This is a genomic window from Microbacterium sp. MYb64, from assembly GCF_002979495.1.
Lineage (GTDB): Bacteria > Actinomycetota > Actinomycetes > Actinomycetales > Microbacteriaceae > Microbacterium > Microbacterium azadirachtae_A.
This window is the reverse complement of sequence record NZ_PCOW01000002.1, coordinates 1-21,663: the sequence shown is the minus strand read 5'-3', so window position 1 is coordinate 21,663 and position 21,663 is coordinate 1. Positions and strand designations below refer to the sequence as shown.

The following is a 21,663-nucleotide window of genomic DNA, read 5'->3' as shown; positions in this document are numbered from 1 at the left end:
CATCGCCCGGTCCGCCTCCTGCGACGACGGCACGCGGGTCAGGCCTTCGCGGTCTCGACCCAGCGGATGCCCTCCTTGAGCGTCGGCACGATCTCGGTGCCGATCTTGCGCGCGAGCAGGTCGTCGAGCCGGTCGAGCGGACCGATGAGGGTACGGCCTCCGGCGCGGGCGACGCGGATCGCGGCGTCGATCTTCGGCTGCATGGATCCCTCGGCGAACGACATCGCGGCGACGGCGTCGACCGAGGCCGTGTGGATGTCGCGCTGCTCCGAGGTGCCCCAGTTCTCGCTCACGTAGTCGCCGTCGGTGAGCATGATGAGCGTGTCGGCCTGGATGTCGGCGGCGAGCGCGGCGCTGGCGAGATCCTTGTCCACCACGGCCTGCACGCCGATGTGGCGGCCCTTCGAGTCCACGCGCACCGGGACTCCCCCGCCGCCCACGCATACGGCGAGGCTGCCGGCCTCGAGGAGGCGGCGGATGAGCGGCGCCTGCACGATCGAGAGCGGCATCGGCGAGGGCACGACGCGACGGAACGCGTTGCCGTCCTTCGCGATGGTCCAGCGGTACTCGGCGGCGGCCTCTGCGGCGTCGTGCGCGGAGTACTGCGGTCCGATGAGCTTGGTGGGGCGCACGAAGGCGGGATCCGCCTCGTCGACCACGGTCGTGGTGATGATGCCCGCGACCTCGCGCTCGCCGCCCAGCGCGTTGGAGAGCTCCTGCTGCACGACGTAGCCGATCATCCCCTGCGTCTCGGCTCCGAGGATGTCGAGCGGATACGCCGCGACGTCCTGGTAGGCGAGGTTCTGGAGCGCGAGCAGGCCGACCTGGGGACCGTTGCCGTGCGTGATGACGACTTCGTTGTCGCGGGCGAACGAGGCGAGCGCCTCGCACGCGGCCTTGACGTTGGCCCGCAGGTATTCGGCCGTCATCGGCTCGCCTCGGCGGGCGAGGGCGTTGCCCCCGAGTGCCACTACGACACGCATCTGGTCTCTCCTTCGCTGTGGCCGCGAAGGCGACCCGTTCGATCAGAAATGGTACTCCATTTAAGACAATGGTATACATTCAAGAGACCACTTGATCACCCTTCCCCGTCGGGGAAGGCCCAGGAGAGAACACGATGCCCCCCATCGCCACCCCGATCGCCGTGCGCGCGATCACCTGGGACCCCTCGCTCGAGGACACGCTCGTACGCGCCGCCGATGCGCAGCCCCCTTCAGTGCTGGCCCGCACTCGCCCCGGCGTCACCCCGTCGATGCCCGTCGATGCCGACGTGCGGGTGCACTCGGTGCATCGCCGCGCCGTGAACCTCCGTGTCGGCGATGAGCTCGTCGCACTGGTCTCGGCCGAGCTCGACGACGCGCCGGCCACGGTTCGCGTCCCGGTCGAGGACTGGACGGCGCTGCAGGTGCGTCAGGGCGATCCCGCGTCGATCGGACCGGACGGCTTCCGCATCGAGACGGTCCACGGGCCGATCGCCGTGCTCACCTCCTCGGCCACCGCGTGGGCGCCGGCCGAGATCTGCCTGTGCGCGCTCTCGGGCGGGCAGCTGCTGCGCGCGGAGGCGACGATCGCGGCGACCCCCGCGCCGGCGCAGCAGTCCGCATTCGGCAGCGCCGCCGCCGCACTGCTCACCGAACGCGTGGCGGCTCTCGAAGAGGCGCTGCGGCGGCGGGATCCCTCCGCGATCACCGCGGCGGCGACAGGACTGCTCGGACTCGGAGAGGGGCTGACGCCGTCCGGCGACGACGTGCTGACCGGGCTCGCCTTCGTGAGCGCGCAGCGCGGGACCAGGCTCCATGGAGCGCTCGCATCGCTCGCCGCCGCGCTCGACGACGAGGAGGAGCGCACGACCCTGCTGAGCGTCGCGACCGTCCGTCACGCGCTCGGGGCCCGCGCCCAGCAGGGCCTGCACGAGCTGATCCAGGCCGTCCGCGACGGCGACGACGAGCGCATCCGCGACGCGGCGCTGCACGTCGCGGGGATCGGTCATACCTCCGGCACGGACATGCTCTCGGGCGTCCGGCTCGCCCTGCGCACCGAGGCGGCGCTGCGCTCCGCCTCCGCACCCGTCCCCGCGACCTCGTCGTCCGGGATCGTTCCGAAGGAGCAAGCGTGATGACCAAGACCGTCCCCACGGAGACCAGCACGGGTGAGTTCGAGCACGAACCCGTGCCGCTCAGCCATCGGAAGTCGCTCTTCACCGTCTCGGCGGTGTGGTTCGGCTTCCCGATGATCCTCACCAACGCCGTGCCCGGTGGACTCGTGGTCGCGATGCTGGGCTTCTGGCCCGGCGTCGGCGCGATCCTCACCGCGAACGCGATCATGTTCGTCTACGTGAGCCTGCTCAGCTGGCGCGCGGGCCGCACCGGCAAGAGCTTCTCGCTGCAGGCGACCGAGACCTTCGGCACGGCGGGCTACGCGATCGCGTCAGGATTCCTCTCGACCGTGGTCGTCGGATGGTTCGCGTTCAACACGGGCGCGACAGGCGACAGTCTCAGCACGGCCTTCGGCTGGAACGAGACGCTCGTCGCCGCACTCGCGGGCCTCGTGTTCATCGCCGTCACGTACCTCGGCATCCGCGCCCTGTCCGTACTGGGCGCGATCGCGGCCCCGCTGTTCATCGCCGCGGTCCTCATCGCGATCGGCATCGCGGCGCAGAACCACGACTTCTCCGCCGTCTTCGGCTACACCGGCGTCGGCGGCGGCGCGATGTCGTTCGGCGTCGCGGTGACCGCGATCATGGCGACCTTCGCCGACTCCGGCACCATGACCGCGGACTTCACCCGCTGGGCGCGCAACGGGAAGCAGGCCGTGATCGCCACGGTCACCGCGTTCCCGTTCGCGAGCCTGGTCGCCCAGCTCAGCGGAGCGCTCTTCGTCGCCGCGGGCGCGATCGCGTCCCCGGCCGTGAACGGCGGCAACTTCGCGCCGATCCTGACCGGCACCCGTAATCCGCTGCTGGACGTGTTCCTGCTGCTGTTCGTCGTGATCAACCTCGGATCCGTGTGCACGCACTGCCTCTACAACGGCGCCCTGGGCTGGTCGCACCTGACCCGTTCGAAGATGCGCGTGCTGACCCTGATCCTGGGCGTGATCGGAACGCTGGTGGCCGTGCTCGGCGCCTGGCACTACTTCGTGAACTGGCTCGCGCTGCTCGGTGTCCTGGTGCCACCGCTCGGCGCCGTGCTCATCGCCGATCAGATCATCCTCGCGAAGCGCAACGCCGACCGGCCGCCGCAGCGTTTCCGGCTCACCGCGCTGGTGGCCTGGGCCATCGGCGCCGGGGCGGCCCTGCTCTCGCACTTCTTCGCCCCCGTCCTGAGCGATGCCGTCGTCGGCCTCGTCGTGGGCTGCATCGCCTATCTCGCCCTCGAGCGACTCGCCCGCCCGCAGACCGCCCTCAAGAAGGAGACCATCCGATGACCGCTTCGACCAGCGCCGACGATCGCTACCTCGCCGCCGCTGCGGCCGGCGACCTGGACGCCGTCCGCACCGCCCTCGCCGGCGGCGCCGACCGCAACGCCGTGGACCGTGAAGAGGCCACCGCCATCCTGCACGCCGCGCGCGGCGGCCACCTCGACGTGGTGCGCGCCCTCATCGCCGAGGGCGTCGACATCGACGCCCAGGATCAGACCTGCTCGAACCCGTTCCTGTTCGGCTGCATCACCGACGACCTCGCGCTCGTACGGACCATGGCCGAGGCCGGAGCCGACCTCAAGCGGCTCACGCGCATGGGCGGAAACGGACTCACCCCCTCGGCGGAGAAGGGACACCTCGAGGTCGTCCGGTACCTCCTGGAGAGCACGCGCATCAACGTCAACCTCACCAACAACCTGGGCTGGACCGCGCTGATCGAGACGATCATCCTCGGCGACGGCGGCCCGGTGCGCCAGCAGATCGTCGAACTCCTCCTCGCGCACGGCGCCAAACCAGGCATGCCCGACCCGTGGGGAACGTCCCCCGCCGACCTGGCCCGCGAGCGCGGATACGACGAGATCGTCGCCATCCTCGAGCGCCACCAGGCCTGAGACCCCCCGAAAGGAACACGATGACCCGGCACATCGAGATCAGGAAGAACACGTACCTCGACTCCGTCTCGCTCATGTCGATGAGCACCAGGGCGAATGCGGTCGACGGCGTCAGCCAGGCCCTGCTCGGCATGGCGACGCCGATGAACAAGGAGGTCCTCCTCAACGTCGGCGTGCAGGACGCCGCGATCGACGAGGCCAGGCCGAGCGATCTGATGATCGTGATCGACGCCTCGGACGACACCATCACCGAGGCGATCGAGGCGGTCGACGACATCCTCGCCCGCAAGGACAAGGGCACCGCCGGCGCCGCCGAGGTGCGCTACCGCACTCTGGACGGCGCGTTCGCGGAGGTCCCTGACAGCAACCTCGTGCTCATCTCGGTGAACGGCGCTTTCGCGGCCCGCGAGGCGCGCAAGGCGCTGAACGCCGGCAAGCACGTCATGATCTTCTCCGACAACGTGTCCGTGGAGGACGAGCTGGCCCTCAAGACGCTCGCGCACGACAAGGGCCTGCTCGTGATGGGCCCGGACTGCGGCACCGCGATCATCAACGGCACCGGCCTCGCCTTCGCGAACGCCGTCCGCCGCGGCTCGATCGGCATCGTCGGCGCCTCCGGCACCGGCAGCCAGGAGCTGAGCGTGCGGATCCACGACTTCGGCGGCGGCGTCTCGCAGCTGATCGGCACGGGCGGTCGCGACCTCAGCACGGAGATCGGCGGCATCTCGATGATCGACGGCATCGCCGCGCTCGACGCGGATCCGGAGACCGCGGTGATCGTCGTCGTCTCCAAGCCCCCGGCGGAGGAGGTCGCCGACAAGGTGCTCGCCGCCGCCGGCGCCGCGTCGAAGCCTGTCGTCGTCACCTTCCTCGGGTCGGCCCGCACCGAGAGCGGCTACGACAACGTGACGATCGTCTCCGGCACCAAGCCGACCGCGATCGCGGCGGTGGTCGCGACCGGGATCGACGAGTCCGCGCTCGACACGCATCCGCTGAACCTCCCGCTGATCGCGGAGGTGCGCGCGAAGCTCGCCCCCGAGCAGGCCTACGTGCGCGGGCTGTTCTGCGGCGGCACGCTGTGCGACGAGGCGATGTTCGCGGCGCTCGCGACCTCCGACGACGTGTACTCCAACATCCAGAAGGACCCGGCGCGCGTCATCGGCGCGAGGGACGCCTCCCGCGCGCACACCTTCCTCGACATGGGCGACGACGACTTCACCAACGGCCGTCCGCACCCGATGATCGATCCGAGCCTGCGCCTGCAGCGGCTGGTCCAGGAGGCCGACGATCCCACCGTGGGCGTGATCGCGATGGACTTCATCCTCGGCTTCGGCTCGCACGAGGATCCGGTGGGGGTCACGATCCCGGCGATCCAGGAGGCCAAGGCCAAGGCCGCGGCGCGCGGGCAGCACCTGGAGATCCTCGGCTACGTGCTCGGCACCGACCTCGACACCCCGGCGATCGCCGACCAGATCGCGAAGCTCGAGGCCGCGGGCGTGACCATCGCCTCCTCCTCCACCAACCTCGGGCTGCTGGCCCGCGAATTCGTCGCGAAGGGTGACAACCGATGAGTGTCAACGAACTGTTCGGCTCCGCGCTGAAGCCGGTCAACCTCGGCCTCGACATGTTCGCCGAGGACCTCGCGGCGCAGGGCGTGAGCCCTGTTCTCATGGACTGGACCCCGCCCGGCGGCGGCGACCCCGAGGTCATCGCCGCGCTCAGCACGCTCGAGGACCCGGCCATCGCCGCCAGGATCGACGCCGCCAACCTGGAGGCGCTGAGCCGCATCCTCGCCGCACAGCCGTTCCTGGAGGGCTTCGGCCAGGCGATCGACGTCGTCCCCGGGATGACCGCGAAGACGATCCTGCACGCCGGCCCGCCGATCGCCTTCGCCCGCATGTCCGGCCCGATGAAGGGCGCCGTCACGGGCGCGCTCGTCTTCGAGGGACTCGCGAAGGACCTCGACGAGGCCTTCGAGCTGGCCGCCTCCGGCGAGATCACCTTCTCGCCCTGCCACGAGCACCAGTCGGTCGGCTCCATGGCGGGGGTCACGAGTGCCAGCATGTGGGTGCACCAGGTGCGCAACCGCACGCACGGCAACCTCGCGTTCACGAACCTGTCCGAGCAGCTGTCGAAGATCCTGCGCTTCGGCGCCAACGACCAGTCGGTCATCGACCGACTGAACTGGATGCGCGATGTGTTCGGCCCCGTGCTCTCCGGCGCCATGAAGCTCAACACCGACGGCATCGATCTGCGGCTCATGCTCTCGCAGGCGCTGCACATGGGCGACGAGGCGCACAACCGCAATGTGGCCGGCACGACCCTGCTGATCCAGGCGCTCGCGCCCTACATCCTGGAGACCGACTTCACGACGAAGGAGAAGCGCGAGGTCTTCGACTTCGTCGCCTCGTCGGACTACTTCTCCGGCCCCACCTGGATGGTCACGGCGAAGGCGTCGCTCGATGCCGCGAACGGCATCGAGAACTCCACGGTCGTGACCACGATGGCCCGCAACGGCGTCGACTTCGGCATCCGCGTCTCCGGCACCGGTGGCCAGTGGTTCACCGGACCCGCGCAGCAGGTCGTCGGCCCGATGTTCGCCGGCTACACCCCGGCCGACTCGGGCCTCGACATGGGCGACTCCGCGATCACGGAGACCTTCGGCATCGGCGGTTTCGCCATGGCCGCGGCGCCCGCGATCGTCGCACTCGTCGGCGGCACCGTCGACGAGGCCATGGGCTACTCGCGCACCATGAACGCCATCACGACCGGGAACAACCCGAACGTGACCATCCCGGCGCTCGACTTCATGGGCGTGCCCACCGGCATCGACGTGCGCAAGGTCATGGAGACCGGGATCCTCCCGATCATCAACACTGCGATCGCCCACAAGGATCCGGGCATCGGCATGATCGGCGCCGGCATCACCCACCCGCCCGTCGAGGCCTTCCAGCAGGCGCTCATCGCGCTCGCGGCCCGCGTCGCCTGACCCCCTGACAGCCGGCGCGGGCGCCCGATCGCCCGCGCCGGCCACCATCCGGGCCCCGCGTCGTCCTCGCCGGTGCCCGCAGCCTCCACACCGCACGTGCGAGCGCATCGTGCCGACAGATATGGATGACGATGTCCGCCACCCCCATCGATCCTGCCCTGGTGGATCCCGGCGCCGAGCGCGTCGCGGAGTACGCGCGGCGCGGTTACGCCGACGACGTGCTGCCGATCCGCCCTCAGGAGCGCACTTGGAGGACCACGCAGTTCCTCACCGTGTGGATGGGGCCGATCCACAACATCCTGTCCTACTTCACGGTGGTCGGCTTCTTCGCGCTGGGCCTGTCCGCCTGGCAGGTCGTCGCGGCGATCATGACGTCGGCGGTGATCGTCTCCCTCGGGTACGTCCTGAACGGGCAGGCGGCGGCGAAGTACGGCGTGCCGTTCGCGATGCAGCTGCGCGAGGCGTTCGGCCACAAGGGCGCGCTCCTGCCCACCTGGATCCGCGGCATCATCGCGGGCGTCGTGTTCTTCGGCCTCACCACGGTGTCGTCGGCGAAGGCGTTCGACGTCGTGTTCACCACGATCTTCCCCGGATTCATGGACATCGGAGGCGGAGGGGACATCTTCGGGCTGCCGATCCCCACCGCCATCTCCTATCTGGTGACCTGGGTGATCACGGTCGCACTGTTCCTCGGCGGCCAGAAGTTCCTCGGGCGGTTCAGCACCTGGGCCAACCCCGCGGTGTTCGTCCTCGTCGTCATCGCCGTCGTCCTCGCCGTCGTCAACGCGGGCGGCTTCGGCGAGGTGTTCGCCTTCCAGGCAGCGCACACCGCGGTGACTCCGCTGATCTTCATCAGCTGCGTCTCCGCTCTGGTCTCGAACTGGGCGGGCCCGATCGTGAACACGGGCGACTACACCCGCAACGCCACGTCGATGAAGGCGCCGGCGATCGGCTTCCCGATCGGCGTGATCGGCTCCTACATCCTGTTCGCCCTGGTGACGGTGTCGTTCATGGCGTCCCTGCAGGTCGCGACCCGCGGAGAGTTCGACATCAGCAGCCCCGGCGTCTTCGTGCAGGCGATCAACTCGATCGGCAACCCGTTCGTCGTCGTGCTGCTCATCCTCGCCATGAACGTCGGGGCGATCGCGTTCTGCGTGTTCGGCAACATGCTGCCCGCGGGCCTGCAGCTGACCGCGCAGCTGCCGAAGGTCTTCACGGTCAGGCGGGCGGCGGTGCTCTCGGCGGTCCTCGGCACGCTGATGCTGCCGTGGGTCTTCCTGGAGAACACCGACGTACTCTTCCTCTTCTACTCGTTCATCGGATCGATGTTCGGGCCGATCGCGGGCATCATGCTCGCCTCGTACTTCATCGAGGGCAGGAAGACGCTCGATCTGGACGGCATCTACGCGGACTACAAGGGCGGACAGAAGGGATCCCTGCCCGCGTACAACTGGCGCGCGGTGGGCCTGCTGATCGTGAGCTTCGTCATCACGATGGCGGGCACCGTGCTGAAGGACGTCGAGGTCCTGGTGCAGATCAAGAACCTCGCGTTCTTCGCCGGTCTGTTCATCGGGTTCGTCGGATACGCCCTGCTCACCCTGGCCGCCCGCCGGCGCGCCTGACCCGGACGAAGGAGACGTCATGACCCCCACCACTCCCCCGGCCGACGTGCTGGACCGCTACTTCGCGCCCGCCGTCGAGGCGACCCTCGAAGGCCTGCGCGCCGGAGACGGCGGACCGTTCGGCGCCACGCTCGTCGATCCCGCCGGACGGATCGTCGTCGCGGTCGGCAACACCGTCCTCCGCGAGACGGATATCTCCGGCCACGCCGAGATGGTCGCCGTGCGCGAGGCGTGCACGCAGCTGGACACCCTGGATCTGTCGGGCCACGTGATGTACGCGACGTGCGAGCCCTGCCCGATGTGCGTCGCCGTGATGATGTGGGCGGGGATCACCACCTGCTTCTACGCGTCGACCCACGTCGACGCGGCCGACAACGGATTCAGCGATCTGCGCCTGCGCCGCTTCCTCGACGGCAGCGACACCTCGGCGCTCGACATGATCCACCTCGAGCGCGGCCGCGAGGACTGCGCCGGGATCTGGACGGAATTCCAGCGCCGGAACGCCTGACCGGCCGATGAAGGAGGCCGGCACCCTGGACGGGTGCCGGCCTCCTTCGTGTCCCTGGAAGCGGGAGCTACTTCTTCTTGCCCTGGGCGCGACGCTCCGCGCGGTTCGCCGGAGCGGCCTGGTCGCCCTCGACGCGCTGCCCGAAGGCGCCGCGCGCGGCCGGCTCCGCCGGCTCCTCGCTCTCGGACTGCGCACGCGCGGCCGCCTGGCGGAGGCGATCGGTCGCCGCCTGCTGCACCTGACCACGGTCGTTGCGGACCTCGACGTCGCCCGCGTCGTTGGGCGCGGAGTACTCGAGTCGCTGGTCGCCCGCCGACTCGGCGAGACCCTTGGCCTCGACCTCGGTGATGCCCTCGTCGCCGGCCTGACGCACCTCGACCTCGAGGTTGTAGAGGTAGCCGACCGACTCCTCCTTGATCTGGCCCATCATGGCCTGGAACATGGAGTAGCCCTCGCGCTGGTACTCGACCAGCGGGTCGCGCTGCGCCATCGCGCGCAGGCCGATGCCGTCCTTGAGGTAGTCCATCTCGTACAGGTGGTCGCGCCAGCGACGGTCCAGCACCTGCAGCACCACGCGGCGCTCCAGCTCGCGGGTCGCGGCGTCTCCGAGCGACGTCTCGCGCGTCTCGTAGGCGACCATCGCGTCCGAGACGAGCTCGCGCTTGAGGCCCTCGGCGGTGATCCCGCCCTTGCGTCCGCCGGCCTCGGCGACCACCTCGTCGATCGTGACGTCGACGGGGTAGAGCGTCTTCAGCTCCGTCCACAGGCTGTCGAAGTCCCAGCTCTCGGTGTGCCCCTCGGCGGTGTGGTCGTCGACGACCGCGCCGATCGCATCCTCCACGAAGTGCTTCACCCGGTCGGCGATGTCGTCGCCCTCCAGAATGTGACGGCGGTCGGTGTAGATGGCCTCGCGCTGACGGTTGAGGACGTCGTCGTACTTGAGGACGTTCTTGCGCATCTCGGCGTTGCGCGCCTCGACCTGGCTCTGCGCGCTGCGGATGGCGCGGGTCACGAGGCCCGACTCGATCGGCATGTCCTCGGGGAAGTTCGTGCGCGCGAGGATCGCCTCGGCGGCGCCCTGCTGGAAGAGCCGCATGAGGTCGTCCGTGAGGCTCAGGTAGAACCGGCTCTCGCCGGGGTCGCCCTGACGGCCGGAGCGTCCGCGCAGCTGGTTGTCGATGCGGCGCGACTCATGGCGCTCGGTGCCGAGCACGTACAGGCCGCCGGCCTCGACGACCTTGGAGCCCTCGGTCGCGACCTTCTCCTTCATCGCCTCGTAGGTCTCGTCCCACGCGGCCTCGTACTCGTCCGGCGTCTCCACCGGATCCAGTCCCTTGGCCTTGAGATCCTGCACCGCGAGGAACTCGGCGTTGCCGCCGAGCATGATGTCCGTGCCGCGGCCGGCCATGTTGGTCGCCACGGTGACGGCGCCCAGGCGTCCCGCGCGGGCGACGATCTCGGCCTCGCGGGCGTGGTTCTTGGCGTTCAGGACCTCGTGCTTGATGCCCTTCTTGCTCAGCAGCCGGGAGAGGTACTCGCTCTTCTCGACGCTCACGGTGCCGACCAGCACCGGCTGCCCGTTCTCGTGGCGCACCGCGATGTCCTCGACCACCTGCGCGAACTTCGCCGTCTCGTTCTTGTAGACGAGGTCGGCCTTGTCCTGGCGGATCATCGGCCTGTTGGTCGGGATCGGCACGACGCCGAGCTTGTACGTGGACATGAACTCGGCGGCCTCGGTGTCGGCGGTTCCGGTCATGCCCGCGAGCTTGTCGTAGAGGCGGAAGTAGTTCTGCAGCGTGACGGTGGCGAGGGTCTGGTTCTCGGCCTTGACCGGCACGGCCTCCTTGGCCTCGATCGCCTGGTGGATGCCCTCGTTGTAGCGGCGCCCGACGAGGATTCGTCCGGTGTGCTCGTCGACGATCATGACCTCGTCGTTCATCACGACGTAGTCGGTGTCGCGCTTGAACAGCGCGAGCGCCTTGATCGAGTTGTTCAGGAACGAGATGAGCGGCGTGTTCGCCGACTCGTACAGGTTGTCGATGCCGAGGTAGTCCTCGACCTTCTCGATGCCGGGCTCGAGCACGCCGACGGTGCGCTTCTTCTCGTCGACCTCGTAGTCCTCGCCCACCTCCAGCGTGCGAGCGATCTTCGCGAATTCGGCGAACCAGCGGTTCGCCTCGCCCGACGACGGGCCGGAGATGATCAGCGGCGTCCGCGCCTCGTCGATCAGGATCGAGTCGACCTCGTCGACGATCGCGAAGAAGTGCCCGCGCTGGACGAGATCCTCCTTGCGCCACGCCATGTTGTCGCGCAGGTAGTCGAATCCGAACTCGTTGTTCGTGCCATAGGTGATGTCGGCGTTGTACTGCTCGCGGCGCACCTCGGGCGTCTGCCCGGAGACGATCACGCCGGTGGTCATGCCGAGCGCGCGGTAGACGCGGCCCATGAGCTCGGACTGGTAGGTCGCGAGGAAGTCGTTCACGGTGATGACGTGCACGCCCTGTCCGGCGATCGCGTTGAGGTACGACGGGAAGGTCGCCACGAGGGTCTTGCCCTCACCGGTCTTCATCTCGGCGATGTTGCCCTCGTGCAGGGCCGCACCGCCCATGATCTGCACGTCGTAGGCGCGCATGCCCAGAGTGCGCTTCGCGGCCTCACGGACGGCGGCGAACGCCTCCGGCATGAGCTGCTCGAGGGTCTCGCCCTTCTCGAACCGCGCGCGCAGCTCGACGGTCTCGTTGCGGAGGTCCTCGTCGCTGAGCTTCGCGAAGTCGTCCTCGAGCGCGTTCACGGCCTTGACGACGCCGTTCAGGCGGCGCAGGATCCGTCCCTCACCCGCGCGCAGCAGCTTCTCAAGAGGATTCGCCACGGATTCCATCTCCCTAGGGGTCTGACCCGCGCGCGACGCGCGCACGGCATACGGACCCATGTTACCGGGCCGTGACCTGTCGATCCCCTGCACCGGGTCGGTGGATCCGATCCGAGGCCGGGCCACCGCCCCCGAGGCGCCGACACACCGCGCGGCGGAGACCGACGGATATTTCCGGGTATGCATATACTCGGAAACAGATTCCGGGAAAGGAAATACCGATGTCCGTTCGCCAGAGCCTCCTCGCCATCCTCAATCAGGGTCCCTGCTACGGGTACCAGCTGCGCGCCGAGTTCGATCGCCGCACCGGCTCGACCTGGCCGCTCAACGTCGGCCAGATCTACAACACGCTCGAGCGCCTGGAGCGCGATGGGCTCGTCGAGCGCGGCGACGCCGACGACCAGGGGCACGTGTACTGGGCGATCACGCCGGCTGGATCCGTCGAGGTCTCCGGCTGGCTCTCCTCCCCTGTCGAGCGCGGCACGGGCACGCGCGACGAGCTCGCCATCAAGCTCGCGGTCGCTGCGACTCTGCCCGGCGTCGATGTGACGGCCGTCATCCAGTCGCAGCGCAAGGCCTCGCTCGCGCAGCTGCAGGAACTGCAGCGCACGAAGTACGCCGGCCCCCAGCCGGACAGCCCGCAGGAGCTGGCCTGGACGCTCGTGATCGACAGCATGATCTTCCAGGCGGAGGCGGAGGTGCGCTGGCTCGATCACACCGAGCAGCGCCTCGCGCAGCACCCCAGGCACGCGCTGGAGCTCGAGCTCTCCACGGAGCATCCCAAGCGCGGAAGGCCGACGCGCGCCGTCACGCTCTGATCGCCGAGGGCGTAAGGGATCCACAGCCCGTGCACGGTCGGGGACCATAGGATCGGCGCATGGCCGGATTCTGGGGCAGACGCAAACGTGAACAGGAAGAGCTGCAGGCGCAGGACGCGGATCTCGCGCGGCGCGCCGAGCAGGCGATCGTCGCCGCCGACGAGCGGATCCGCACCTCCTCCGATGAGCTCGCCTTCGCCACGGCCGAGCTCGGCGACGAGATGACCGCCGACTTCCAGTCGGCGGTGGAGGCCGTGCGCTCGCACATGGGCGAGGCGTTCCAGCTGCACCAGCTGAATCACGACGAGATCCCGGACACTGCAGAGGAGCTGCGCACCCGCAACGCCCGCATCGTGCAGCTGTGCCAGTGGGCCGAGGACCTGATCGACGAGAAGTCCGCCGCGATCGCCGATGCCGTCGCCCGGGTGCGCAATGCGCCGCAGGTCGTCGCCAAGGTACGCGCGGACGCCGCCGCGCTGGAAGGCAGGGTGCCGCAGGCGCAGGCCTCCGTCGAGCGGCTGGCCACGCGCTACTCCGACACCGCCATGCAGCGTGTCGCCAAGAGCGCCGAGGAGGCCGCCCAGCTCGTGGTGTTCGCGAACCACGGCGCCGACGTGTTCGAGCGTCGCCGGGACGCCGGCCGCAACCAGGAGGCCGTGCTCGCGCTCGAGACGGCGACCGAGGCCACGCGCCGGGCGTCGTCGCTGCTCGACGCCGTGGACGACTTCGAGATCGAGGCGCTGCGGGCGGAGTCCACGCTCGCCGAGGTCGTCGCCGACTCGCGCGGCGACCTGGCAGCCCTGCCGATGGCGCCCGATGCCCCTGCCGTCGCGGCCGCCGCGGCCGAGCTGCAGCGGGCGCTGAGCGCCCTCGCACCCGCCGGCAGCCGCACCGACCCGTTCGGGGAGCTCACGCGCCTGCGCGCGGCGAACACCGCGCTGGACGCGGCGATCGCGGCGGCGCGGTATCGCGCGGAGCACCCGCTCCCCACGGTCAGCGCCGTGCAGCATGCGCTCGACGACGCGGACCGGCAGCTCGGCGTCGCGCGCGGCCTGATCGAGGGCCACCGCGGCTGGATCGGCGCGGACGCCCGGACGCGTCTCGCCGAGGCCGAGCGTCTGCGGGTGGACGTGCCCTCGCTGCTGCCCGCCGAGGAGACCCGCGAGCAGGCCCTCAGCACCGCGCGTCGCGTCGCCCAGCTCGCCGCGGAGGCGCTCCAGCTCGCCCAGCACGACATCGACCGCTCCCGCCCCGACCAGGGCTGGGGCGGCGGCGGAGGCAACGGCTGGGGCGGTGGCGGCGGCAACGGCTGGGGCGGCGGCCGCGGCTCCGGCGGCGGAGACGTCGTGACCGGCGTGCTCGGCGGCCTCGTCATCGGCGGCCTGCTCGGCGACATCTTCGACTGACTGTCTTCGGCCCCACTATCTTCGAGTCGTCCCTGTGAGCGCACGCTATGGCGTGCGCTCACAGGGACGACTCGGATCTACGGAGGCAGATCCGGGAGGATCAGGCCCCTCGCACAGCGCTGCGCCCCGGTCTTCCAGGACCGGGGCGCAGCCTTTCGTCTGTCAGGACCGCGTCAGCTGACGAGCTCCTCGGCGGGCGCCGCCTGGGTGGTGAGCGAGATCACGCCGTAGTCCCAGCCCTTGCGGCGGTACACGACGCTGGGGTGGTCGCTGCGCGCGTCCACGAAGAGGAAGAAGTCGTGCCCGACCAGCTCCATGCGATCGACGGCCTCTTCGACGGTCATCCACTCGGCATCGAAGTTCTTGGTGCGGATGACGACCGGGGAGTACTCCTCCTCGATCTCGAGCGTCGGGATCGCACCGGTGGACACCGCATGAAGCGTGTCGGCCGAGACGGGGTGCACGTCGATGCCCGCGAGCTCGCCGGTGCCCTTCTCGAACCGCGCGCCACGCGGATGGTGCCGCCCGTCGATGCGGCGCTCCTTGGCGCGCCGCACCTGCTCGATGAGCTTGTCGACGGCGAGGTCCAGCGCCACGAACTTGTCCGCGTCGCGTGCCTCCGCACGGACCAGCGGGCCCCTGCCGATGAGAGTGAGCTCGACGGTCTCATCCTCCACATGACCGCCGCGATAGGAACGATGAGTGACCTTCACGTCCAGGCTCTGCGCCTTCGTCGCGATAGTCGCGATCCGTGCGGTCTTCTCTTCGACCACCGCTCGGAATCGATCGCTGATGCCGACTCCGACACCGACGATGTTCGTTTCCATCCTGACCTCCTTGTTCCGGTCCGCCCGGCCAAGGGCGGACCGTGGTCGCCTTTGTGAGTCCCCACCGTAGTCGCCCCACCCTGACATGTCATCCACAATTCATCTGCGTGTCGTGCGGATCCGCTAGGAGGCCCCTCGGGCCGAGCGCGCCGAGTCTCGGCGGCTCCTCCCTGGACGCTCATCCGCGGCGCAGAGTGGCGGCGACGGCCACCGCGCCGACGACCGTGAAGCCTGCCGCTCCGAGCGCTCTGGCGGCCTCCGCACAGGTCGCTCCTGTGGTGATCACGTCGTCGACGATCAGCGCCGACGCTCCGTCTCCGGCACGGGACGAGAGGAGGCCGCCGGCGAGGTTGGTCCTGCGCTCCTGCGCACCGAGCCCGCGCTGATCGCGTACCCGGCGCACGTAGGACAGCGTTCGCAGCAGCGGGATGCCGGTGCCGCGGGCGAGGATCTCCGGCACGCGATATCCGCGCCGCCGGAAGGCCGCACGCGTGGTCGGCACCGGCACCACGACGTCGAGGCGGCGCGGCGCGGTCGCTCCGGCGCACAGGTCGTCCACGGCGGCGGCGAGCGCCGGCCGCAGGGGCCGGATGAGCGAGGTCTGCCCGTCCTCCTTGACCGCGCGCAGCACGGAGGCCGCGACGCCGTCGAACACGAGGCCCGCCCGCAGCGGAACGACGCCGGACCGGAGGCGCACCACGCGCGGTTCGAGCTCCGCCTCGCACGAGGTGCACAGAGCCGTCCCCGCGGCTCCGCACCCGGCGCACGCCGAGGCGAAGGCGAGATCGGCGATCTCGCGGACGAGCCGGCGCGCGGTCGGCCAGGAGAGAAGCCGTGCGCCGGGCGAGGAGGACGGTGTCTTCGGAGGCATCCCGCGAGTATGCGCGCCGAGGCACGTCGGCGGGGCGGCCAGTCCGCGATCCGTGCGCCGTCCCCTCTCCCGATGGTCTGTGCAGGACGATCGGACCGGCTCAGCCGCCGGGCTGTCCGCCGATCTGCACGGCGAGCACCTTGACGTTCGTGCTCACCTGCGTGGGGGCGGGCCCGCTGCGCACCCACAGCACGCCATTGCCGAAGAGTTGCACCGATGTCGTCGGCGAGCCCGGTGCGATCGTCTGGGTCGCCTCCGGCACGTCGACGGTCCTCGCCGGTCCGCCGACCTGCTGCTGACGCAGCAGGGGCGATGCCGCGTCGGTCGCGAGCACGCCCACGGTCGTGTCGTCCAGCCACGCGATGTCGAGCGCTGCGGCCGGCCAGGCGATCACGTTCGGATCCGCGACGCCGAGCCCTGTGGGCGCGCCGCGGTCATCCCGCGCGATCGCGACGACCTCGATGCGGACCTGGCCGTTCGCGGTCACCGCCATGGCGAGCCTGGCACCGTCCCTGCTCACCGCCATCGCCGTGATCTGCCCCGCGTCGGAGGGGCCGGCGAGCGAGCGCGAGGCCGATGCCGAAGCCGAAGCCGAATTCGACCAGGCCAGGATCGACGAGGGCGAGGTGCGGGGAACGGTCCAGATGTATCCGAAAGGATCCAGGGCGGGCGGGATGAGGCCGGGACGCGCGTCGATCTCGTCGGTCCGGCCGTCGGCGACCGCGTACACCGTGCCGCTCACCCCCTGCACCGCGACGCGCTGCGCGCCGCTCGCCGCACGGATCGCGGTGATCTGCTCGGGGAAGTTCTGCAGCGGCACGGAGACGCCGTCGATCGGGGTGAGCTCGCCGCCGGCCAGATAGCCGAACCCCTTGTCGGTGAGCACGAGCGGACGCGGGTCGACCGCTGTCGGCGCGGCCGTGGCGGCTCCTGCGCTCAGATCGCGGCCGGAGGAGGTGAGCTTGACCTGCAGCACGCCCGCGCCGCTCAGGCTGCTCAGGCTGCGCTCGAGCTGGGTGCGCATGCGCGCCAGCGTGACCGGGTCCGCCTTGTTCGCGGCATCGTTCAGCGCGACCTCGGCGATCTGCGAGTCGAAGGTCACCGCGTTCCGGCCGAGCGCGATGTCCCCGGTGAAGGCCGTGCGCACCGCCCCGGACAGCCAGGGACTCGGCTTGCCGCTGACGAGGGACTGCACGATCCTGCTGGCGGTGTTCTCCCGCTTCGGGAACCAGCGCACGTCGGGCACCAGGTAGGTCCAGCTCGGGTCGAAGTACTGCAGCGCGTAGGGGGCGAACACGTCGGCGGCGGCGAAGGAGTCCGCGTCCAGCACGATGCCGTCCGGCGCCGCCGAGATGCGCCACTGGCCGTCCTTGTTCTTGGCGAGCGTGAACATCAGCTCGGCCGCGCGGTTCACGGGGGCCCCGGAGTACGCGCCCGTCTCGTCCACGGCGCCGGCCTGCTGCAGGCTGAGGTGCACGCTGGTCGAGGTGGCCTCCTTGGCGACGTCGGGGACGTCGAAGCGGCGCTCGGCGGATCCCGTGTCGATCGTGACCCCCGCGTCCGGCTTCCACTTCTGTGCTTCGTCGGCGGTGAGGAACTGCCGGGCGATGCTCCAGCTGTCCTTGGGGCTCGAGGCCGCATCGATGAAACCGCGGACGATGTCCTTGGGATCCATGCCGTTCGACGGCCCCTGCGGCACGAAAGCGAGATCCGAACCACCGCCGCTCTGCCCGGCGGCGAGGCCGGGGCGCACGTCGCCCGTGACCGGCAGCGACGCACAGGCCGTCAGCCCGAGGAGGGCGAGCGCGATGACCGCACCCCGCAGTATCCGTCCGATTCTCATGACTCCTCCTGCGGGGCCGCCGGGGGCACCGGCCGTGCATCGCCCGGCTGGACGATCGGCGCGGTGGTGACGCCGATCTCGGCGATCGCCTCGACCGGCTCCAGGGGCACGGGCGATGCGCTATCGAGCGGTCGGGATCCGCGCGGAAGCGTCAGCACGAAGTTGGTGCCCTCCCCCGGCTGCGACCACACCATCAGGGTGCCCCGGTGCAGTCGCGCATCTCCCAGGGCGATCGACAGGCCGAGCCCCGTGCCGCCGATCGTGCGCTTGCGCGAAGGGTCCGCCCGCCAGAATCGGTCGAACACGCGCTCCGCATCCTCCGGGGTCATGCCCATGCCCCGATCCCGTACACCGACGGCCACGGCGTTCTGGCCGCTGTCCACCGTGATCACGATGGGATGCCCCTCGCCGTGCTCGATCGCGTTGCCGATGAGGTTGCGCAGGATGCGGCGCACGCGGCGCGGATCGAGATCCACCGGCGTGTGCCCGCCCGGAGCCACGAAGCGCAGCTCGGTGTCGTGCGACTCGGCCAGGGGGCACATCTCGTCGACCATGTCCTCCGCGAGGTGAGCGAGGCTCACCGCCTCGGTCTCCAGCTGCACGGATCCGGCGTCATAGCGGCTGATCTCCAGCAGGTCCGCGAGCAGCGTGTCGAAGCGGTGCACCTGCGTCTGCAGCAGCTCAGCGGTGCGGGCGGTCGTCGGATCGAACTCGTCGCGACGATCGTTGAGCATCTCGGCGGCGAGCCGGATGGTCGTGAGCGGTGTGCGCAGCTCGTGCGAGACATCGGAGACGAACCGCTGCTGCACGAGCGACAGTTCGCCGAGCTCCTTGATCTGCGCCTCGATGCTGTCCGCCATGGCGTTGAAGGATCGTCCGAGAATCGCCAGCTCGTCCTGCCCTCGCACGGGCAGGCGCACGTCGAAGTCGCCCCCGGCGAAACGGGCGCTGGACTCCGCGGCCTCGGTGATCGGCTGCACCACGGTGCGCAACGAGAACCAGGCGATCACGCCGATCAGGGCGACGAGCACGATCCCGGCGATCCACAGGCTCGACTGCACGAGCACGAGGGTCTGCTCGGTGTCGGCGAGGTCGTACGCGATGTACAGCGCGTACGACCCTGCATCGGGGACGTTGAGCTGCTGGCCGACGAGGATCCCGGCATGCACGGCGCCGTCGGCGTCGTGCAGCGCGACCGGCTGCCACCACTGCTTGGTGGCGTCCTTCTCGACGCGCTGCGTCAGCTGGTCCGAGACGAGCTCTTGACTGAATCCGGTCTGGGTGAATCCCAGTCCGGCCTGCGAGTCGAGGGGGATCACGCCGTACAGCGGGGACGCCGAGACCGACTGCACCTGGAAGCTGACGTCGCGCATGAGGCTGGTCAGGGCGGTGCGGTTGCCCTGCGTGTCGGCCGAGTACAGCATCAACTGCGCGGAGTTCGCCGCGCGCCCCGCGTCCTTGAGCGCCTGGTCCTTCCGCGACTCCCAGAGGTTGTTCTGCACCGCGAGGGCCATCGCCACGCAGGTCACCAGCACGGCGACGCTGGTCAGGGCGAGAGCGATCACCATGGTGCGGAACCGCAGCGACTGCCGCCACAGCTGCGCCAGGCGATGCCGCCCGCCGCGAATGCCGCGCACCGCCGCATTCGCGAGCGCCACGGTGTTCGTCATCGGCGGACTTTCAGCATCGGCGGGGGCCGCTTCTTCTCAGCGGAGGCGTCGGCGCGACCCGCACGCGGGTCAGACCACGCTCCCCGCGCGGTATCCGACGCCGCGCACGGTCGTGACGATGCGCGGGTTGTCCGGATCCACCTCGACCTTGGCGCGCAGTCGCTGCACGTGCACGTTCACGAGGCGGGTGTCGGCCTTGTAGTGGTAGCCCCAGACCTGCTCGAGCAGCATCTCGCGGGAGAACACCTGCTGCGGCTTGGAGGCGAGTGCGACGAGCAGCTGGAACTCGAGCGGTGTGAGCGCGATCGGGGCGCTGCCGCGCCGCACCTCGTGCGCGTCGACATCGATCGTCAGGTCCCCGATGCGCAGCACCTCGCTGGTCGACTGCGGCGTGGGACGCAGCCGCGTGCGGATGCGGGCGACGAGCTCCTTCGGATTGAAGGGCTTGACCATGTAGTCGTCGGCGCCGACTTCGAGACCGCGGACCACATCGGCGGTGTCGCTGCGGGCGGTGAGCATGATCACCGGAACCCCCGACTCGGCGCGGATGCGGGTGCAGATCTCGATGCCGTCCATACCGGGCAGCATGAGGTCCAGCAGGACGAGGTCGGGGCGCTGTGCGCGCCACTCGTCCACGGCCTTCGCGCCGTCCGCGCAGAAGACGGGCTCGAAGCCCTCCGTGCGCAGCACGATGCCGATCATCTCGGCCAGGGCCGTGTCGTCATCGACCACGAGGATGCGTGAGGTCATGGGCGGGCAGTCGTCTTTCGGATCTCGCGATGTTCGGATCTCTTGCGGGACGTGGGCGCGGGTGAGCGCCCCCACGTCGGTCCAGCGTACTTCACGACCCGCGGAAGTCGGCCGAAGGGCACCGTACGCACGCCGTCGCGTCGCCGATCCGGGTGCCGCGGCGGTATGACACGATGGACGCACACGCGAACCGGAGGACTCGTGAGCCAGCACAGTGTCAATGCGCAGGGCTGGACCCCCGCGCCCAAACCCGGCTTGATCCCGCTGCGCCCGCTCGGGTTCGGCACGATCCTGGGGAAGTCCTTCGCGGCGCTGCGGCACAACCCCAAGGTGCTCTTCGGCTTCGCGGTCGTCGTGCAGCTGATCGTGATGATCGTGGTGCTGGCCGTCGTCGGCGCGGTCGCGTTCGCGACCCTGAGCCGGCTCAGCACCGTGCGGCCCGGCAGCGACGAATGGCTCACCCTGTACCTCGGCTCGATGGCGTTCGTCGGCCTCGCCGGCCTGCTCATGGGGTTGTTCTCCGTCGCTTTCACCGCGATCGTTCAAGGCATCGTCGCCGCGGACGTGCGCGCGGCGGTGCTGCGCGAGAGCGCGACGCTCGGAGTCCTCTGGCGTCGGGTGCGGCCGGCCGTCTGGCGCCTGATCGGCTACACGCTGCTCTACGGCGTCGCCGGCGTGGTCGCCGCCGTGCTCATCATCGGCGTGCCTTTCGTCGCGATCGGCGTGCCGACGGGCTTCGACGGCCCCGGCATGGTCTTCGCGGTCCTTGGCATGGTCGGCGGGATGGCCGGACTCGCGGTGCTGTCCATCTGGGTCGGCACCAAGCTCATGCTTGTGCCGTCGCTCCTGGTGCTCGAGGGCGCAGGAGTGCGTGCGGCGATCGTCCGCTCCTGGCGCCTCACCCGTGGCCGGTTCTGGTTCGCCTTCGGGATCGTGTTCCTGATCGGCGCGATCATGTACGTCGGCACGCAGGCGATCAGCATGATCGGCGGTCTGATCACCTCGCTGTTCGGCCCCGTGCTCAACCCCACGGGAAGCACGGAGCTCGCCCTGGGCGTGAGCGCGATCGTCGGCCTCGTGATCACCCAGATCATCGTCGTCGTGCTGCAGTCCATCAGCTCCGTGGTGCAGGCCACGGCAGGCGCGCTCGTCTACATCGACTGCCGGATGCGGTACGAGGGCCTGGATCAGGATCTGATGGCCACCATGGAGCGCCGTGCGGCCGGTTACGACGACGGGACGGATCCGTTCCGGATGGATCCGGCCAGGGCCGTGCGCGCCGGCTTCCGCCCGGCTCCGGCCGCGGTGCCGTATCCCCTGCCGACCGGCCCCGTTCCGGGCTATCCCGCACCGCAGGGTTACCCGACGGCGCCTCCGGGCTATCCGGTCGCGCCTCCCGCCTATCCGACGGCGCCGCCCGCCGCAGCTCCGGCCGCGCCCTCCGCGTCGCGCTGATCGCCCT

General features: G+C 70.0%; 17 protein-coding genes. 10 read left to right on the top strand and 7 right to left on the bottom strand.

The features are described 5' to 3' along the window. Positions 1-38: 38 nt before the first annotated feature. Positions 39-983: a carbamate kinase gene (locus CQ044_RS02250; protein ID WP_105686575.1), complete on the bottom strand. Its 945-nt coding sequence runs from the start codon at positions 981-983 to the stop codon at positions 39-41. A gap of 134 nt (positions 984-1,117) precedes the next feature. On the opposite strand from CQ044_RS02250, the gene CQ044_RS02245 reads away from it, so the two are divergent. From CQ044_RS02245 to CQ044_RS02215, 7 genes are all read left to right on the top strand, one after another. Further along, positions 1,118-2,116 (top strand): DUF2877 domain-containing protein, encoded by a 999-nt coding sequence (locus tag CQ044_RS02245; protein WP_105686574.1) that lies wholly within the window; start codon positions 1,118-1,120, stop codon positions 2,114-2,116. Beyond that, positions 2,116-3,423: a cytosine permease gene (locus CQ044_RS02240; RefSeq protein ID WP_105686572.1), complete on the top strand. Its 1,308-nt coding sequence runs from the start codon at positions 2,116-2,118 to the stop codon at positions 3,421-3,423. Before CQ044_RS02245 ends, CQ044_RS02240 begins: the two co-directional genes overlap by 1 nt. Further along, on the top strand, positions 3,420-4,028 hold the full coding sequence (locus CQ044_RS02235) for an ankyrin repeat domain-containing protein (protein WP_105686571.1): 609 nt from the start codon (positions 3,420-3,422) through the stop codon (positions 4,026-4,028). Before CQ044_RS02240 ends, CQ044_RS02235 begins: the two co-directional genes overlap by 4 nt. A gap of 20 nt (positions 4,029-4,048) precedes the next feature. Continuing rightward, the gene (gene fdrA / locus CQ044_RS02230) at positions 4,049-5,599 is read left to right on the top strand and encodes an acyl-CoA synthetase FdrA (RefSeq protein ID WP_105686569.1); all 1,551 of its coding nucleotides are present in this window, start codon (positions 4,049-4,051) and stop codon (positions 5,597-5,599) included. Next, positions 5,596-7,017 carry a DUF1116 domain-containing protein gene (locus CQ044_RS02225; RefSeq protein ID WP_105686568.1) on the top strand — a complete coding sequence of 474 codons (1,422 nt, stop codon included), beginning with the start codon at positions 5,596-5,598 and terminating at the stop codon, positions 7,015-7,017. The genes fdrA and CQ044_RS02225 overlap by 4 nt, the downstream gene beginning before the upstream one ends. A gap of 131 nt (positions 7,018-7,148) precedes the next feature. Beyond that, positions 7,149-8,639: a cytosine permease gene (locus CQ044_RS02220; protein ID WP_181158153.1), complete on the top strand. Its 1,491-nt coding sequence runs from the start codon at positions 7,149-7,151 to the stop codon at positions 8,637-8,639. A 19-nt stretch (positions 8,640-8,658) separates the two neighbouring features. After that, positions 8,659-9,147, top strand: coding sequence for a nucleoside deaminase (locus tag CQ044_RS02215; RefSeq protein WP_105686564.1), 489 nt, complete (start codon positions 8,659-8,661; stop codon positions 9,145-9,147). A gap of 67 nt (positions 9,148-9,214) precedes the next feature. Here CQ044_RS02215 and secA read toward each other — a convergent pair whose 3' ends face one another. Continuing rightward, positions 9,215-12,016, bottom strand: a complete 2,802-nt coding sequence (gene secA, locus CQ044_RS02210; RefSeq protein ID WP_105686963.1) for a preprotein translocase subunit SecA — start codon at positions 12,014-12,016, stop codon at positions 9,215-9,217. Positions 12,017-12,237: 221 nt separating this feature from the next. Here secA and CQ044_RS02205 point away from each other — a divergent pair, with 221 nt between their 5' ends. Then, the gene (locus tag CQ044_RS02205) at positions 12,238-12,834 is read left to right on the top strand and encodes a PadR family transcriptional regulator (protein WP_105686563.1); all 597 of its coding nucleotides are present in this window, start codon (positions 12,238-12,240) and stop codon (positions 12,832-12,834) included. A gap of 59 nt (positions 12,835-12,893) precedes the next feature. Continuing rightward, a complete protein-coding gene (locus tag CQ044_RS02200; protein WP_105686561.1) occupies positions 12,894-14,240 on the top strand; it encodes a hypothetical protein in 1,347 nt (448 codons plus the stop codon). Between the two features lie 173 nt (positions 14,241-14,413). On the opposite strand, the gene hpf is transcribed toward CQ044_RS02200, so the two are convergent. The 5 genes from hpf to mtrA all read right to left on the bottom strand — a co-directional run bounded on the left by hpf (position 14,414) and on the right by mtrA (position 20,201). After that, entirely contained in the window at positions 14,414-15,067 is a 654-nt protein-coding gene (gene hpf, locus CQ044_RS02195) for a ribosome hibernation-promoting factor, HPF/YfiA family (RefSeq protein ID WP_045270191.1), read from the bottom strand. Positions 15,068-15,245: 178 nt separating this feature from the next. Next, positions 15,246-15,938 (bottom strand): ComF family protein, encoded by a 693-nt coding sequence (locus CQ044_RS02190; RefSeq protein ID WP_105686560.1) that lies wholly within the window; start codon positions 15,936-15,938, stop codon positions 15,246-15,248. 100 nt (positions 15,939-16,038) lie between these two features. Continuing rightward, complete coding sequence (locus CQ044_RS02185) at positions 16,039-17,781, bottom strand: LpqB family beta-propeller domain-containing protein (RefSeq protein WP_105686558.1); 1,743 nt, start codon at positions 17,779-17,781, stop codon at positions 16,039-16,041. After that, positions 17,778-19,451 carry an MtrAB system histidine kinase MtrB gene (mtrB, locus tag CQ044_RS02180; protein WP_105686557.1) on the bottom strand — a complete coding sequence of 558 codons (1,674 nt, stop codon included), beginning with the start codon at positions 19,449-19,451 and terminating at the stop codon, positions 17,778-17,780. Before mtrB ends, CQ044_RS02185 begins: the two co-directional genes overlap by 4 nt. Positions 19,452-19,520: 69 nt before the next feature. Then, complete coding sequence (gene mtrA / locus CQ044_RS02175) at positions 19,521-20,201, bottom strand: MtrAB system response regulator MtrA (protein WP_045270195.1); 681 nt, start codon at positions 20,199-20,201, stop codon at positions 19,521-19,523. A 201-nt stretch (positions 20,202-20,402) separates the two neighbouring features. On the opposite strand from mtrA, the gene CQ044_RS02170 reads away from it, so the two are divergent. Then, entirely contained in the window at positions 20,403-21,656 is a 1,254-nt protein-coding gene (locus tag CQ044_RS02170) for a glycerophosphoryl diester phosphodiesterase membrane domain-containing protein (RefSeq protein ID WP_146116720.1), read from the top strand. The last annotated feature ends 7 nt before the right edge of the window (positions 21,657-21,663 follow it).

Excerpts from the sequence above, each read along its gene's own strand:
- CQ044_RS02250 (WP_105686575.1), bottom strand. The coding sequence starts at position 983 with ATGCGTGTCGTAGTGGCACTCGGGGGCAACGCCCTCGCCCGCCGAGGC.
- CQ044_RS02245 (WP_105686574.1), top strand. The coding sequence starts at position 1,118 with ATGCCCCCCATCGCCACCCCGATCGCCGTGCGCGCGATCACCTGGGAC.
- CQ044_RS02240 (WP_105686572.1), top strand. The coding sequence starts at position 2,116 with ATGACCAAGACCGTCCCCACGGAGACCAGCACGGGTGAGTTCGAGCAC.
- CQ044_RS02235 (WP_105686571.1), top strand. The coding sequence starts at position 3,420 with ATGACCGCTTCGACCAGCGCCGACGATCGCTACCTCGCCGCCGCTGCG.
- fdrA (WP_105686569.1), top strand. The coding sequence starts at position 4,049 with ATGACCCGGCACATCGAGATCAGGAAGAACACGTACCTCGACTCCGTC.
- CQ044_RS02225 (WP_105686568.1), top strand. The coding sequence starts at position 5,596 with ATGAGTGTCAACGAACTGTTCGGCTCCGCGCTGAAGCCGGTCAACCTC.
- CQ044_RS02220 (WP_181158153.1), top strand. The coding sequence starts at position 7,149 with ATGTCCGCCACCCCCATCGATCCTGCCCTGGTGGATCCCGGCGCCGAG.
- CQ044_RS02215 (WP_105686564.1), top strand. The coding sequence starts at position 8,659 with ATGACCCCCACCACTCCCCCGGCCGACGTGCTGGACCGCTACTTCGCG.
- CQ044_RS02205 (WP_105686563.1), top strand. The coding sequence starts at position 12,238 with ATGTCCGTTCGCCAGAGCCTCCTCGCCATCCTCAATCAGGGTCCCTGC.
- CQ044_RS02200 (WP_105686561.1), top strand. The coding sequence starts at position 12,894 with ATGGCCGGATTCTGGGGCAGACGCAAACGTGAACAGGAAGAGCTGCAG.
- hpf (WP_045270191.1), bottom strand. The coding sequence starts at position 15,067 with ATGGAAACGAACATCGTCGGTGTCGGAGTCGGCATCAGCGATCGATTC.
- CQ044_RS02190 (WP_105686560.1), bottom strand. The coding sequence starts at position 15,938 with ATGCCTCCGAAGACACCGTCCTCCTCGCCCGGCGCACGGCTTCTCTCC.
- CQ044_RS02185 (WP_105686558.1), bottom strand. The coding sequence starts at position 17,781 with ATGAGAATCGGACGGATACTGCGGGGTGCGGTCATCGCGCTCGCCCTC.
- mtrB (WP_105686557.1), bottom strand. The coding sequence starts at position 19,451 with ATGACGAACACCGTGGCGCTCGCGAATGCGGCGGTGCGCGGCATTCGC.
- mtrA (WP_045270195.1), bottom strand. The coding sequence starts at position 20,201 with ATGACCTCACGCATCCTCGTGGTCGATGACGACACGGCCCTGGCCGAG.